The sequence below is a fragment of the Noviherbaspirillum humi genome (assembly GCF_900188095.1).
Classification (GTDB): domain Bacteria; phylum Pseudomonadota; class Gammaproteobacteria; order Burkholderiales; family Burkholderiaceae_D; genus Noviherbaspirillum; species Noviherbaspirillum humi.
Window position 1 is genome coordinate 219023 of record NZ_FZOT01000004.1, and the last position, 13324, is coordinate 232346.

The 13324-nt window shown below is 62.7% G+C and carries 11 protein-coding genes; 10 read left to right on the plus strand and 1 reads right to left on the minus strand.

Annotated features, from left to right (window positions below):
* Positions 1 to 48 precede the first annotated feature (48 nt).
* From CHB88_RS09390 to CHB88_RS09425, 8 genes are all read left to right on the plus strand, one after another.
* Positions 49 to 1701, plus strand: coding sequence for a 3-(methylthio)propionyl-CoA ligase (locus tag CHB88_RS09390; RefSeq protein WP_089399163.1), 1653 nt, complete (start codon positions 49 to 51; stop codon positions 1699 to 1701).
* Positions 1702 to 1773: 72 nt separating this feature from the next.
* Positions 1774 to 3024 carry a branched-chain amino acid ABC transporter substrate-binding protein gene (locus tag CHB88_RS09395; RefSeq protein ID WP_089399054.1) on the plus strand — a complete coding sequence of 417 codons (1251 nt, stop codon included), beginning with the start codon at positions 1774 to 1776 and terminating at the stop codon, positions 3022 to 3024.
* Between the two features lie 149 nt (positions 3025 to 3173).
* On the plus strand, positions 3174 to 4427 hold the full coding sequence (locus tag CHB88_RS09400; protein ID WP_089399055.1) for a branched-chain amino acid ABC transporter substrate-binding protein: 1254 nt from the start codon (positions 3174 to 3176) through the stop codon (positions 4425 to 4427).
* Positions 4428 to 4521: 94 nt separating this feature from the next.
* Complete coding sequence (locus tag CHB88_RS09405) at positions 4522 to 5469, plus strand: branched-chain amino acid ABC transporter permease (RefSeq protein WP_089399056.1); 948 nt, start codon at positions 4522 to 4524, stop codon at positions 5467 to 5469.
* Between the two features lie 2 nt (positions 5470 to 5471).
* Complete coding sequence (locus CHB88_RS09410; protein WP_089399057.1) at positions 5472 to 6809, plus strand: branched-chain amino acid ABC transporter permease; 1338 nt, start codon at positions 5472 to 5474, stop codon at positions 6807 to 6809.
* The gene (locus CHB88_RS09415; protein ID WP_089399058.1) at positions 6806 to 7567 is read left to right on the plus strand and encodes an ABC transporter ATP-binding protein; all 762 of its coding nucleotides are present in this window, start codon (positions 6806 to 6808) and stop codon (positions 7565 to 7567) included. Before CHB88_RS09410 ends, CHB88_RS09415 begins: the two co-directional genes overlap by 4 nt.
* On the plus strand, positions 7567 to 8268 hold the full coding sequence (locus CHB88_RS09420) for an ABC transporter ATP-binding protein (RefSeq protein WP_089399059.1): 702 nt from the start codon (positions 7567 to 7569) through the stop codon (positions 8266 to 8268). Before CHB88_RS09415 ends, CHB88_RS09420 begins: the two co-directional genes overlap by 1 nt.
* Positions 8269 to 8488: 220 nt before the next feature.
* Positions 8489 to 10573 (plus strand): 3-hydroxyacyl-CoA dehydrogenase NAD-binding domain-containing protein, encoded by a 2085-nt coding sequence (locus tag CHB88_RS09425; RefSeq protein WP_089399060.1) that lies wholly within the window; start codon positions 8489 to 8491, stop codon positions 10571 to 10573.
* Positions 10574 to 10834: 261 nt separating this feature from the next.
* Here CHB88_RS09425 and CHB88_RS09430 read toward each other — a convergent pair whose 3' ends face one another.
* On the minus strand, positions 10835 to 11617 hold the full coding sequence (locus CHB88_RS09430; RefSeq protein WP_089399061.1) for a ferredoxin--NADP reductase: 783 nt from the start codon (positions 11615 to 11617) through the stop codon (positions 10835 to 10837).
* 124 nt (positions 11618 to 11741) lie between these two features.
* On the opposite strand from CHB88_RS09430, the gene serA reads away from it, so the two are divergent.
* Both serA and CHB88_RS25840 read left to right on the plus strand, forming a co-directional pair.
* Positions 11742 to 12941 carry a phosphoglycerate dehydrogenase gene (serA, locus tag CHB88_RS09435; protein WP_089399062.1) on the plus strand — a complete coding sequence of 400 codons (1200 nt, stop codon included), beginning with the start codon at positions 11742 to 11744 and terminating at the stop codon, positions 12939 to 12941.
* Positions 12942 to 13131: 190 nt separating this feature from the next.
* Positions 13132 to 13260, plus strand: coding sequence for a hypothetical protein (locus CHB88_RS25840; protein WP_281255004.1), 129 nt, complete (start codon positions 13132 to 13134; stop codon positions 13258 to 13260).
* The last annotated feature ends 64 nt before the right edge of the window (positions 13261 to 13324 follow it).

Genomic DNA, 13324 nt, shown 5'->3' on the forward strand with positions numbered 1-13324 from the left:
AATCATGAACGAAAACGCCTTACCCATCGCAGAATATGAGGAGACATGATGGCGGAGTACATGAAGAGCCCATTGATGGGCCAGATGATGAGCCAGCCCCTGCTCATCTCCAGCATCATCCAGCATGCGGATCGCCACTTCGGCAGCAACGAGATCGTTTCCCGCCGCGTGGAAGGCGACCTCCACCGCTACACCTACCGAGATTGCCATCGGCGCGCAAAGCAGATGGCCAACGCCCTGAAGTCGCTCGATGTGACGATCGGCGACCGGGTCGCGACCCTGGCGTGGAACGGCTACCGCCACCTCGAACTGTATTACGCCATCTCCGGTTCGGGCGCGGTCATGCATACCATCAATCCGCGCCTGCATCCGGAGCAGATCGCCTACATCGTCAACCACGCCGAAGACCAGTACCTGTTCTTCGAGATCAATTTCCTGCCGCTGGTGGAAGCCTTCGCCGCCCACTGCAAGACGGTGCGCGGCTTCGTGATGATGTGCGACCGCGAGCGCCTGCCCGCCGAGAGCAAGGTGCCGAACCTGATGTGCTACGAAGACCTCATCGAGAAGCACTCGCCGGACTACGTCTGGCCGGTGTTCGACGAGAATTCCGCCTCCAGCCTGTGCTACACCTCCGGCACCACCGGCAATCCGAAAGGCGCGCTGTACTCGCACCGCTCCACCATCCTGCACTCCTATGCGTCCACCATGCCGGACGCATTGAACGTCTCCGCGCGCGACACGGTGCTGCCGGTAGTGCCCATGTTCCACGTCAATGCCTGGGGCCTGCCTTATTCCGTTCCCCTGACCGGCGCCAAGCTGGTGTTCCCGGGGCCGGCACTGGATGGCAAGTCGCTGTACGAACTGTTCGAGGCGGAGAAGGTGACTTTCTCCGCCGGTGTGCCGACCGTCTGGCTCGGCCTGCTCAACCATGTCGGCCAGAACGAACTGACGTTCTCGACCTTCCGGCGCACGGTCATCGGCGGTTCCGCCTGTCCGCCGGCGATGATGCATGCCTTCCAGGACAAGTATGGCGTCGAGGTGGTGCATGCCTGGGGCATGACCGAGATGTCGCCGCTCGGCACCGCCTGCACCCTGCAGTCGCACCATATGGCGCTGCCCAAGGAGGAGCGGAACGCGATCCTGGAAAAGCAGGGCCATGTCATCTATGGCGTCGACATGAAGATCGTCGACGATGCCGGCAACGAACTGCCCTGGGATGGCAAGACCTACGGCAACCTGCTGGTGAAGGGACCGTGGATCATCAGCAGCTACTTCAAGGACGAGGGCGGCGACGTGCTGGAGGATGGCTGGTTTCCAACCGGCGACGTCGCCACCATCAGTCCCGACGGCTACATGCAGGTCACCGACCGCAGCAAGGACGTCATCAAGTCCGGCGGCGAGTGGATCGGCTCGATCGACCTGGAAAACATCGCCATGGCGCACCCGGCAGTGCAACAGGCGGCCTGCATCGGCGTGTTCCATCCGAAGTGGGACGAACGGCCGCTGCTGGTGGTGGTGAAGCGCCTCGGCGCCGAGGTCACCAAGGAGGAGCTGGTGCGCTTCTACGACGGCAAGATCGCCAAATGGTGGACGCCGGATGACGTCGCCTTTGTCGACGCGCTGCCGATCGGCGCCACCGGCAAGGTCCTGAAGAACAAGATACGCGAGCAGTTCAAGGGCTATCAGCTGCCCACAGCGTGAAGCCCGACCGCAGTACCCAAGCAATGCCGATTCGACGAGTCGGACCATAAAACCAAAGAGGATGAGAGACAGATGAAGAAGACGATTCGCACGCTGGTCCTTGCGCTTTCCGTTGCCGCCGCGTTCGCCGCGCCGGCTTCCCAGGCCGAAAACATCAAGATCGCGATGATCGAGACCTTGTCCGGCGCCTTCGCACCGATCGGCCAGAACCAGCTGCGCAGCTTCCAGATGTTCACCGAGATGGCGAACAAGGAAGGCTGGGCCGGCCCCGGCAATACCCTGGAAGTGGCCGCCTTCGACGGCAAGGGCAGCCCGCAGGAATCGCTGAACCAGCTCAAGACGGTGATCGACCAGGGCTACCGCTACATCGCCCAGGGCAACGGCTCCGGCGTGGCCCTGGCCCTCGTCGACGCCGTCAACAAGCACAATGAGCGCAACCCGGGCAAGGAAATCGTCTTCCTGAACTACTCCGCCATCGACCCCGACCTGACCAACAGCAAGTGCAGCTTCTGGCACTTCCGCTTCGACGCCAACTCGGACATGAAGATGGAAGCCCTGACCACGTACATGGCCAAGGACCAGAACGTCAAGAAGGTCTACATCATCGGCCAGAACTATGCGCACGGACACCAGGTCACCCGCGCCGCCAAGGAGTACCTGAAGCGCAAGCGCCCGGATGTGCAGATCGTCGGCGACGACCTGCACCCGATCGCCACCGTCAAGGATTTCGCGCCCTATGTGGCCAAGATCAAGGCTTCCGGCGCCGACACCGTCATCACCGGCAACTGGGGCGCCGACCTGGCGCTGCTGGTGAAGGCCGCCAAGGATGCCGGCCTGACCGCCAAGTTCTACACCTACTACGCCGGCACCTCCGGCGTGCCGACCGCCATGGGCGCATCGGCCGAGGGGCAAATCAAGCAAGTTGCCTACTGGATCCCGAACAACGAGACCTTCGCCGGCAAGGAAATCGTGGAAGCCTTCAAGAAGAAGTACAACGACGACTTCTACGTCAGCGACATCTACACCATCGTCACCATGCTGTCCCAGGCGGTGAAGACCACCAAGTCGGCCGACCCGGTCAAGGTGGCGTTCGCGCTGGAAGGCATGAAGGCCAAGGCGATCAACGGCGATGTCGAGATGCGCGCCGCCGACCACCAGCTGCAGCAGCCGCTCTACATCTCCACCTGGACCAAGGTCGACGGCAAGAAGATCAAGTACGACCAGGAGAACACGGGCTATGGCTGGAGCAACGACGTCAAGATCGATCCCTACGTCGCCGCGCAGCCGACTTCCTGCCAGATGAAGCGTCCTTCCAAGTCGTAGGACGGAATCGAAGCAATCCGGCGCGGCGGCCTGGCAGCGAGCCGCCGCGCCGCGGGCAGCATGCTCCTGCCGGAACGCGCCCGTTCATGGCGCGCCCAAAGATGGAAGCACCCACATCCTGTAGACACGCATTTACAAGGAGGAGACAAATGGCTATCCAATCGAAATCCCTCATCATCGGCCTGTCGCTTGCCGCTGCCTTCGCCGCGCCGCTGAGCGCGTCGGCGGAGAACGTCAAGATGGCTTTCATCGATCCGCTCTCGGGTCCGTTCGCGCCGGTCGGGCAGGGCATCATGCACAGCTGGCAGTACGTCGCCGAGATCGCCAACAAGGAGAAGTGGGCCGGCCCCGGCAACACCTTCGAGATCGTCGGCTTCGACAACAAGGCCAGCCCGCAGGAGTCGCTGACTCAGTTGAAGGCGGCCATCGACCAAGGCTATCGCTACGTCATCCAGGGCAACGGCTCGGCCGTGGCGCTGGCGCTGGTGGATGCGATCAACAAGCACAACGAGCGCAACCCGGGCAAGGAAGTGCTTTTCGTCAATTACGCGGCGGTGGACCCGGACCTCACCAACAGCAAGTGCAGCTTCTGGCACTTCCGCTTCGACGCCAACTCCGACCAGAAGATGGAGGCGATGACCACCTTCATGGCCAAGGACCAGAACATCAAGAAGGTCTACATCATCGGGCAGAACTACTCCTTCGGCCACCAGGTGACGCGCGCCGCCAAGGAGTACCTGAAGCGCAAGCGCCCGGATGTGCAGATCGTCGGCGACGACCTGCACCCGATCGGCCAGGTGAAGGATTTCTCGCCCTATGTGGCCAAGATCAAGGCTTCCGGCGCCGACACCGTCATCACCGGCAACTGGGGTGCCGACCTGGCGCTGCTGATCAAGGCGGCGAAGGATGCCGGCCTGACCGCCAACTTCTACACCTACTACGGCAGCACGACGGGCGTGCCGACAGCGATGGGCGCCGCCGGCGCCGACCGGGTGAAATATGTCGGCTACTGGAATGCCAACAACGAGAAATTCGTCGGCAAGGAAATCGTCGAGGGCTTCAAGAAGAAATACAACGACGATTACTACGCGATGGCGACCTATACCGGCATCCTGATGCTGTCCAAGGCTTTCAAGGAAGCCAAGTCCACCGACCCGATGAAGGTGGCCTTCTCGCTGGAGGGCATGAAGGCGGAAAGCCTGAACGGCGAGGTCGAGATGCGCAAGTCGGATCACCAGCTGCAGCAGCCGCTGTACATCGCCACCTGGACCAAGGTGAACGGCAAGGACGTTCGCTACGACCAGGAAAACACCGGCTATGGCTGGAAGACCGACCAGAAGCTCGACACCTACGTCGCATCCCAGCCGACGTCGTGCGAGATGAAGCGTCCTTCGGCGAAGTAACCCGCTCGCAGGGCGTGCCGTCGCGGCGGTACGCCTTTTTATGGCTTGAAAAATAGTACGGTCGTACAAGAAACTTGAATCAGGGGTACCCCAGGTGGAATTTACCTTAATAACGCTGCTCAACGGTCTGAGCTATGGACTGCTGCTCTTCATGCTGTCCTCCGGCCTGACCCTGATCTTCAGCATGATGGGCGTGCTGAACTTCGCCCATGCGAGCTTCTACATGCTCGGCGCCTATTTCGCCTACACGGTGAGCATGAAGATAGGCTTCTGGCCGGCGCTGATCGTCGCGCCGCTCCTGGTGGGCGCCATCGGCGCGCTGGTCGAGCGCTACGGCCTGCGCTCGGTGCACAAGTACGGCCATGTGCCGGAGTTGCTGTTTACATTCGGCCTGTCCTACGTGCTGGTCGAACTGGTGCAGCTGGTCTGGGGCAGGGCGGCGGTGCCGTATCCGATCCCGCCCTCGCTGGATGGCCCGCTGTTCACCCTGTACACAACCACCTTCCCGATGTACCGCGGCTTCATGATGCTGATCGCGGTGCTGATGCTCATCTCGATCTACCTGGTGCTGACCCGCACCCGCATCGGCCTGGTGATCCAGGCGGCCCTGACCCATCCCGACATGGTGGAGGCGCTCGGCCACAACGTGCCGCGGGTGTTCATGCTGGTCTTCGGCGGCGGCTGCGCGCTGGCCGGCCTGGCCGGCGTCATCGGCGGCAATGCCTTCGTCACCGAGCCGGGGATGGCTGCCACCGTCGGCAGCATCATCTTCGTGGTGGTGGTGGTCGGCGGCATGGGCTCGCTCGCCGGGGCGCTGATCGCCTCGCTGCTGATCGGCATCGTCCAGACCTTCGCCGTCGCGCTGGATTACTCCTTCCTGAACGTGTTCTCGCTGTTCGGGGCCAATCTCGGACCGGAAACCTTCGGCTACCCGGTGCTCAAGCTGACGATTTCCCAGGTGGCGCCGATCCTGCCGTATGTGCTGCTGGTACTCATTCTGATCTTCAGGCCGCGCGGCCTGCTGGGCACGCGGGAGGGCTGAGCATGCAAACCACACAATCCACTCAATCCATGCAAACCCCCGCCATCAATACGCGCAGCAGACGCCTGACCTACAAGCCGATGAACCTCGGCCGCTGGATCGTCTGGAGCCTGTACGCGCTGGCCCTGATCGTCGCGCCCCTGGTGTTCAGCAAGGGCGCCTCGCTCTCCATCCTGTCGCTGATGGGCACGCTGATCATCTTCAGCCTGTCGTACAACATGCTGCTCGGCCAGGGCGGCATGCTGTCCTTCGGCCATGCGGTGTACTCCGGCCTCGGCGCCTACCTCGCCATCCATGCGATGAACCTGGCTGCCGGGGGCAAGTTGTGGATACCTGTCAGCCTGATTCCGCTGGTGGGCGGCTTCGCCGGCATGCTGTTCGGCATCCTGTTCGGCTACGTCACCACCAAGAAGTCCGGCACGACCTTCGCCATGATCACGCTGGGCATCGTCGAACTGGTATTCGCCTGTTCGCTGATGTTCCCGGAGTTCTTCGGCGGCGAGGGCGGCATCTCCACCAACCGCGTCATCGGCGAGGCCTTCATGGGCATCACCTACGGGCCGCAGATCCAGGTGTACTACCTGATCGCCTTCTGGCTGTTCGTCAGCACCGTCGGCATGTACGCCTTCACGCAGACGCCGCTGGGCCGCATCATCAATGCGGTGCGCGACAACCCGGAGCGGGTGGAATTCATCGGCTACGACACGCAATGGGCGCGCTATCTGACGCTGATCCTTTCCGCCTTTTTCGCCGGCATCTCCGGCGGCCTGTCGGCGATCAACTTCGAGATCGTCACTGCCGAAAACGTCAGCGCAATCCGCTCCGGCGCGGTGCTGCTGTTCACCTTCATCGGCGGCGTCGGCTTCTTCTTCGGCCCGATGATCGGCGCCATCATCGGCGTGTTCCTGACGGTGATGCTGTCCGACTACACCAAGGCCTGGCAGCTCTACCTCGGCATCTTCTTCATCCTGATCGTGATGTATGCGCCGGGTGGCATCGCCAGCATCATGATGCTCAACCTGAGACTGGTGAAGTTCGGCAAGTTCGGCCGGGTGTGGCCGAAGATGCTGCCGCTCCTGATCGCCGCCCTGATCGGCTGCTTCGGCGCCATCCTCGCGATCGAGATGCTGTATCACCTGACGCTGGAATCGGTCAACGGCACCGAGCGCATGCTGTTCGGCGTCAAGGTCGATACCGCCGCGGCGCTGCCGTGGATCGTGACGCTCGGCTTGATTGCCGTTGCCGCGCTGCTGTTCTGGCGCAGCCTGCCTGCCTTCCAGAAAGCATGGGGCGAGGCCAATACCGAAATTGAAGAAACCATCAGGAAGGCACAGGCATGACCGAACTCGCACTCGAACTCAGGGATGTCCGCAAGAGCTTCGGCCGGTCCGAAATCATACGCGGCGCCAATCTCCAGGTGCCGAAGGGCGAACGCTTCGCCATCATCGGCCCGAACGGCGCCGGCAAGTCGACGCTGTTCAACCTGATCTCCGGCCGCTTCCCGCTCACGTCGGGCGACGTGCTGCTCAATGGCGAAAGCACTCTCGGCCTGCGGCCGTTCGAAATCAACCGGCGCGGGCTGTCGCGCAGCTTCCAGATCACCAACATCTTCCACCGCCTGTCGGTGTACGAGAACCTGCGCTGCGCGGTGCTGTGGTCGCTCGGCTACAAATACTCCTTCTGGCACCGGCTCGGCGGCCTGAAGGATGCCGCCGAGCGTGCCGAGGCGGTGCTGGAGCAGATCGGCCTGAAGCGCCGGCGCGACGTGTCCGCCGGACTGCTCACCTATGCCGAGCAGCGGGCGCTGGAGATCGGCATCACCATTGCCGGCGGCGCCGACGTGATCCTACTCGACGAGCCCACCGCCGGCATGAGCCGATCGGAATCGGATGCGGCGGTGGAGCTGATCCGCAAGGTCACGGTGGGAAAAACCCTGCTCATGGTGGAGCACGACATGAGCGTGGTGTTCGGCCTGGCAGACAAGATCGCGGTGGTGGTGTACGGCGAGGTGATCGCCTGCGATACGCCGACCAACATCCGCGCCAATCAGAAAGTGCAGGAAGCCTATCTCGGCGGCCATGCACCGGTGGAGGCTTAATGACGGCTTTACTCGAAATCAAGGATCTGCACGCCTATTACGGCAAGAGCCATGTGCTGCATGGCGTGGACATGACGGTGGGCGAGGGCGAGATCGTCAGCCTGCTGGGCCGCAACGGCGTCGGCCGCTCCACCACGGTGAAGTCGACCATGGGACAGGTGAACGTCACCGGCTCGATCCGCTTCAAGGGCGAGCAGCTGGTCGGCCTGAAAGCCTTCGAGATCGCTTACAAGGGGCTGGGCTACGTGCCGGAGAACCGGGACATCTTTCCGACGCTGTCGGTGGAGCAGAACCTAATTCTCGGCGAAAAGAAGGGGCGCAAGTCGCGCTGGTCGCTCGGCGACATGTATCGCATGTTCCCGCGCCTGAAGGAGCGCCAGCATACGCCGGCGGGCGTGCTGTCCGGCGGCGAGCAGCAGATGCTGACGCTGTGCCGCACCCTGATGGGCGATCCCGACCTGATCATGATCGACGAGCCGACCGAAGGCCTGGCGCCGAAGATCGTCGAACTGGTGGCGGAGTACCTGAAGGAGCTGAAAAACCGCGGCATCTCGGTCCTGCTGGTGGAGCAGAAGCTGGCGATCGCGCTGGAGATCTCGCAGCGGGTCTACGTCATGGGCCACGGCTCCATCGTCTTCGAGGGCACGCCGGCCGCCCTGCGCGGCAACGCGGCGGTGCGCAAGGAGTGGCTGGAGGTCTGAGGCGCTTTTTCGACAACGATGAGGCGCTTCGCATTCGGTGCTTCTTCCGCCCGGCGCGTTCGGGAATTCGATCAACAAATAAAATAATACGACCGTTCTTTTTGCGTTATAGTTCTGGACGCAGGGCATCATGCCCACCAGCGGGACGCCATGCCGCACGGCGGCCGTCCGGCATAAGAACCAGAGGCAACGAGACATCCATCCCATCAAAGGAAAAGACATGACTGCGGAATACAAGGTCAACGGCAGCGTCGCCGTCATCACGCTGAACAACCCTCCCGTCAACGGACTCGGCCATGCCACCCGCAGCGCCATCGTGCAAGGCATCAAGCAGGCCAATGAAGACGGCGCGGTGAAGGCCATCGTCATCACCGGCGCCGGCAAGGCGTTTTCCGGCGGCGCCGACATCCGCGAATTCAACACGCCCAAGGCGCTCGCCGAGCCGACGCTGCATACCGTGATCAACGTGGTCGAGAATTCGGAAAAGCCGGTGATTGCCGCCATCCACAGCGTCTGCATGGGCGGGGGCCTGGAGCTGGCGCTCGGCTGCCACTACCGCATCGCCGCGCCGGGCGCGCAGATCGCGCTGCCTGAAGTCAAGCTCGGCATCCTCCCCGGCGCCGGCGGCACGCAGCGCCTGCCGCGCGTGGTGGGCCTTGAGCTGGCGCTGAACATGATCGTCTCAGGCAACCCGGTGCCGTCCGAGAAGCTGGCAGGCACGAAGCTGTTCAGCGAGATCGTCAAGGGCGATCTGGCGCAGGATGCGCTGGAATTCGCCGCCAAGGTGGCAGACCAGCGCCCGCTGCCCAAGGTGCGCGACCTGAAGGTCGACTATCCGAACCATGAAGCCTTCCTGCAGTTCTCGCGCAATACCGTGAAGGCGATGGCGGGCCCGTTCCCGGCGCCGCTCAAGTGCATCGACGCGGTCGAAGCCTCGGTCACCAAGAAGTTCGACGATGGCCTGAAGTACGAGCGCGAGCTGTTCATCGATCTCGTGCAGACGCCGGAATCCAAGGCCCTGCGCCATGCATTCTTCGGCGAGCGCGCCGCCAGCAAGATTCCCGACGTGCCGGAAGATACCCCGGCCCGCGAGATCAAGTCGGTTGCCGTCATCGGCGCCGGCACCATGGGCGGCGGCATTTCGATGAACTTCCTCAATGCCGGCATTCCGGTGACCATCCTGGAGATGAAGCAGGAAGCGCTCGACAAGGGCATGGCCACCATCCGCAAGAACTACGAAAACTCGATGAAGAAGGGCAAGCTGACCCAGGAAAAGCTGGACCAGCGCATGGGCCTGCTGAAGGGCACCCTGTCCTATGAAGACATCGGCCAGGCCGACATCGTGATCGAAGCGGTGTTCGAAGATATGGCGGTCAAGGAGCAGGTGTTCAAGAAGCTGGACGAGGTGATGAAGCCGGGCGCCATCCTGGCTTCCAATACCTCCACGCTGGACGTCAACAAGATCGCCAGCTTCACCAAGCGCCCGCAGGACGTGATCGGCACCCACTTCTTCAGCCCGGCCAACGTGATGAAGCTGCTGGAGATCGTGCGCGGCGACAAGACCGCCAAGGACGTGCTCGCCACCGTCATGAAGCTGTCGAAGAAGATCAAGAAGACCGGCGTCGTCTCCGGCGTGTGCGACGGCTTCATCGGCAACCGCATGATCGAGCAGTACAGCCGGCAGGCCGGCTTCCTGCTGGAGGAAGGCTGCCTGCCGGAGCAGGTCGACAAGGCGGTGGAGAAGTTCGGCTTCGCCATGGGGCCGTTCCGCATGGGCGATCTGGCCGGCAACGACGTGGGCTGGTACATCCGCAAGCGCCGCTACGTCGAGAAGCCCAACATCACCTACTCCAAGACTGCCGACCTGCTGTGCGAGATGGGCCGCTTCGGCCAGAAGACCAGCGCCGGCTGGTACGACTATAAGCCGGGCGACCGCAAGCCGTATCCGTCGCAGCTGGTGAACGACATGATCGTCAAGCACTCGGCCGACCTCGGCGTCGAGCGCCGCAAGATCAGCGACCAGGAAATCGTCGAGCGCCTGGTGTATGCGCTGGTGAACGAGGGCGCCCATATCCTGGAAGAAGGCATCGCCATGCGCGCCTCCGACATCGACATGGTCTACCTCACCGGCTACGGCTTCCCGCTGTTCCGCGGCGGCCCGATGTTCTATGCCGACACCGTCGGTCTGCCGAACGTGCTGATGGCCATCGAAAAATATGCCAAGGGTCGCCACGGCGACGCCTGGAAGCCGGCGCCCCTGCTGGCGAAGCTCGCCGCCGAGGGCAAGGGCTTCAACGACAAGTAACAATAAAAACGAGAAACTTTCTCTCTCCTTCCAAGCCCGGCAGCGATGCCGGGCTTTTTTATTTGAAGGGAAGATCCGGGTTGCCGACGGCTGCGTCCTACTTCGACGGGCACCAGCATGGCAAGGGCATTGGCGTATCGCCGGATGCAGGCCGGCGGCCAGAGCAGGCGGCATGACGCAGCGCTCGGGTCGCGAGGCTGCATTTTGGGCAGAAAGAGCAGGTAGGTCGCGAGCCGGACTGCGACCGCCGATCAAGACCGTTTACCAGTAATTTTCGGTAACGTACTGCCCGGGGACGGCGCGCCGCGCCGGCCGCATGCCGCGGGCTTTGAGGATCTCGCGCATCTCGTCGATCATCTGCGGATTGCCGCACAACATGACGCGGGAATCATCCACCGTCAGCGGCAGGCCGGCGGCCTGTTCCAGCAGGCCATTCTGAACCAGGCTGGTGATGCGGCCATTGAGCACGCCCGCCGGGGCAGCGGCTTCCCGGGTGACGCACTGAATCAGCTGGAAGCGGGCATGGTTGCCCTGCGGCGCGCGTGCAGCGATGCGCATCAATTCCTCGCCATACGCCAGTTCGCCGGCGTGGCGCACGCAGTGGACCAGGATGATGCGGCCGTAGCGGGTCCAGACGAAGGGATCGCGCAGTATGGAGATGAACGGGCCGATGCCGGTGCCGGTGGACAGCATCCACAGCTCGGTGCCGTCGGTGAAGCGGTCCGCCGTCATGAAGCCGTAGGGCTGCTTCTCGAGGTGGATCGGCATGCCGGGCTCGATCCTGTTGAGCAGGGTGGTGAAGCTGCCGCCCGGCACCAGGATGCTGTAGAACTCCAGTTCCTTCTCCTGCGGCGCCGACACCATGGAGTAGGGCCGCCATATCATTGCGCCCTCGTGTTCCAGGCCGAGGCGGGCGTACTGGCCGGCAACGAAGGAATAGTCGGCCGGTTTCGTGGTCTTAAAGCTGAACAGGCTGTCGGTCCAGCGATGCATGCTGGTCACCATTTCGACGGTGGCTTTGGCGGCGGGCGGGACGGAATTCATGGCGGCGATGGGCTTGCTTGGCTTTCTATAGAATAGGCCGAACGTTACACGATTCGCAGGATTTCTGCGCAAACAGAGGATGATGGCGCGGCATCCTGCTTCAACCAATGGAGAAGGACTTCGAATGACGAAGATCGTGCTGCTTGAGAAGATCCACCAGAGCGCCGTGGCGCATTTCCAGAACTCGGGCTTCGACAATATCGTGCAGCTGCCGACGGCCCTGACCGGACAGGCGCTGATCGAGGCGCTCGCCGACACCGACGTGATCGGCATCCGGTCGCAAAGCCAGATCACGGCGGAAGTGCTGAAAGCCGCCCCGAAATTGCGGGCCATCGGCTGCTTCTGCATCGGCACCAACCAGGTGGACCTGATCACCGCCGCGGCGAAGGGCATCCCGGTATTTAATGCGCCTTTTTCCAACACCCGCTCGGTGGCCGAACTGGTGATCGCCCAGGCGATCCTGCTGCTGCGGCGCATCCCGGAAAAGAACGCCAAGACCCATCGCGGACAATGGGACAAGAGCGCCGCCGGCGCCTACGAGATGCGCGGCAAGACGCTCGGCATCGTCGGCTACGGCAATATCGGCGCCCAGGTCGGCATCCTGGCGGAAAGCGTCGGCATGAGGGTGCGCTACTACGACATCGAAAGCAAGCTGCCCCTCGGCAATGCGAGCGCCGCGCCGACGCTGGAAGACCTGATGCGCGAGGCCGATGTGGTGACGCTCCATGTGCCTGGCGGCAGCGGCACCGTGAACCTGATCACCCGCGAGCGCATTGGCTTGATGAAACCATCGGCGGTGCTGATCAACGCATCCCGCGGCGGCGTGGTCGAAATCGATGCGCTGCGCGACTCGCTGGTGGAAAAGAAGGTCGCCGGCGCTGCGATCGACGTGTTTCCGGTGGAGCCGAAAAACGAGAAGGAAGAATTCGTGTCGCCGCTGCGCGGATTGGACAACGTCATCCTCACGCCGCACATCGGCGGCAGCACCGAGGAGGCTCAGGAAAACATCGGCAAGGAAGTCTCGGACAAGCTGGTGCGCTTTCTGAAAGCCGGGACCACCCGCTGGGCGGTGAACTTCCCCGAAGTGCCGCACCGCGAGAAGCAGGCGCGAAGCCGCATCCTGAACACCCACCGGAACGAGCCCGGCGTGATCGCCCGCATGAACGCCGACTTCGCCGAAGCGGGGTTGAACATCGTGGCCCAGTATCTGGAGACCAAGGGTCCGATCGGTTATGTGATCACCGACGTCGACGCGGTGATTCCGCCGTCGGTCATGCAGAAGATCTGCCGCGAACCGGCAACGATACGCTGCGAACTGATTTGATCGAAGCCGGACGGACGATGTGTTTTTCCGCTATGGATACCCCGTATCCGTTTCGCAAATTTCATCGGGCGATCAGGGCGCACCGGGTTTACATTGTAGTGCAGCGTCATATGCTGGAAGCAGGGCTCGGAAACGAGCTTCGGTTTGCCGTTACAGAGGCGGGCGTGCAGCGCGGGCGCCTGTAACACCCATGAAAGACCACTCGCTGATGGCATCACTGGTGGTGCTGTCCTACACGTCGCTTTGTGCTTATCTGCTGCTCATGCTGCTGGCCGAGGGGAGCCTGCCTTTCTTTGCCATGACCTGGCATGCGATGTAACCCGCATCCAGGCAACCCGCGTCCTTGACGCAGCCATTGGTGCGAAACACGAAAACGGCGCCTT

Bases quoted from the DNA above. Each gene is read 5' to 3' on its own strand.
- serA (WP_089399062.1), top strand. From the start codon at position 11,742: ATGACGAAGATCGTGCTGCTTGAGAAGATCCACCAGAGCGCCGTGGCG.
- CHB88_RS09395 (WP_089399054.1), top strand. From the start codon at position 1,774: ATGAAGAAGACGATTCGCACGCTGGTCCTTGCGCTTTCCGTTGCCGCC.
- CHB88_RS09430 (WP_089399061.1), bottom strand. From the start codon at position 11,617: ATGAATTCCGTCCCGCCCGCCGCCAAAGCCACCGTCGAAATGGTGACC.
- CHB88_RS09415 (WP_089399058.1), top strand. From the start codon at position 6,806: ATGACCGAACTCGCACTCGAACTCAGGGATGTCCGCAAGAGCTTCGGC.
- CHB88_RS09425 (WP_089399060.1), top strand. From the start codon at position 8,489: ATGACTGCGGAATACAAGGTCAACGGCAGCGTCGCCGTCATCACGCTG.
- CHB88_RS25840 (WP_281255004.1), top strand. From the start codon at position 13,132: ATGAAAGACCACTCGCTGATGGCATCACTGGTGGTGCTGTCCTACACG.
- CHB88_RS09390 (WP_089399163.1), top strand. From the start codon at position 49: ATGGCGGAGTACATGAAGAGCCCATTGATGGGCCAGATGATGAGCCAG.
- CHB88_RS09400 (WP_089399055.1), top strand. From the start codon at position 3,174: ATGGCTATCCAATCGAAATCCCTCATCATCGGCCTGTCGCTTGCCGCT.
- CHB88_RS09410 (WP_089399057.1), top strand. From the start codon at position 5,472: ATGCAAACCACACAATCCACTCAATCCATGCAAACCCCCGCCATCAAT.
- CHB88_RS09420 (WP_089399059.1), top strand. From the start codon at position 7,567: ATGACGGCTTTACTCGAAATCAAGGATCTGCACGCCTATTACGGCAAG.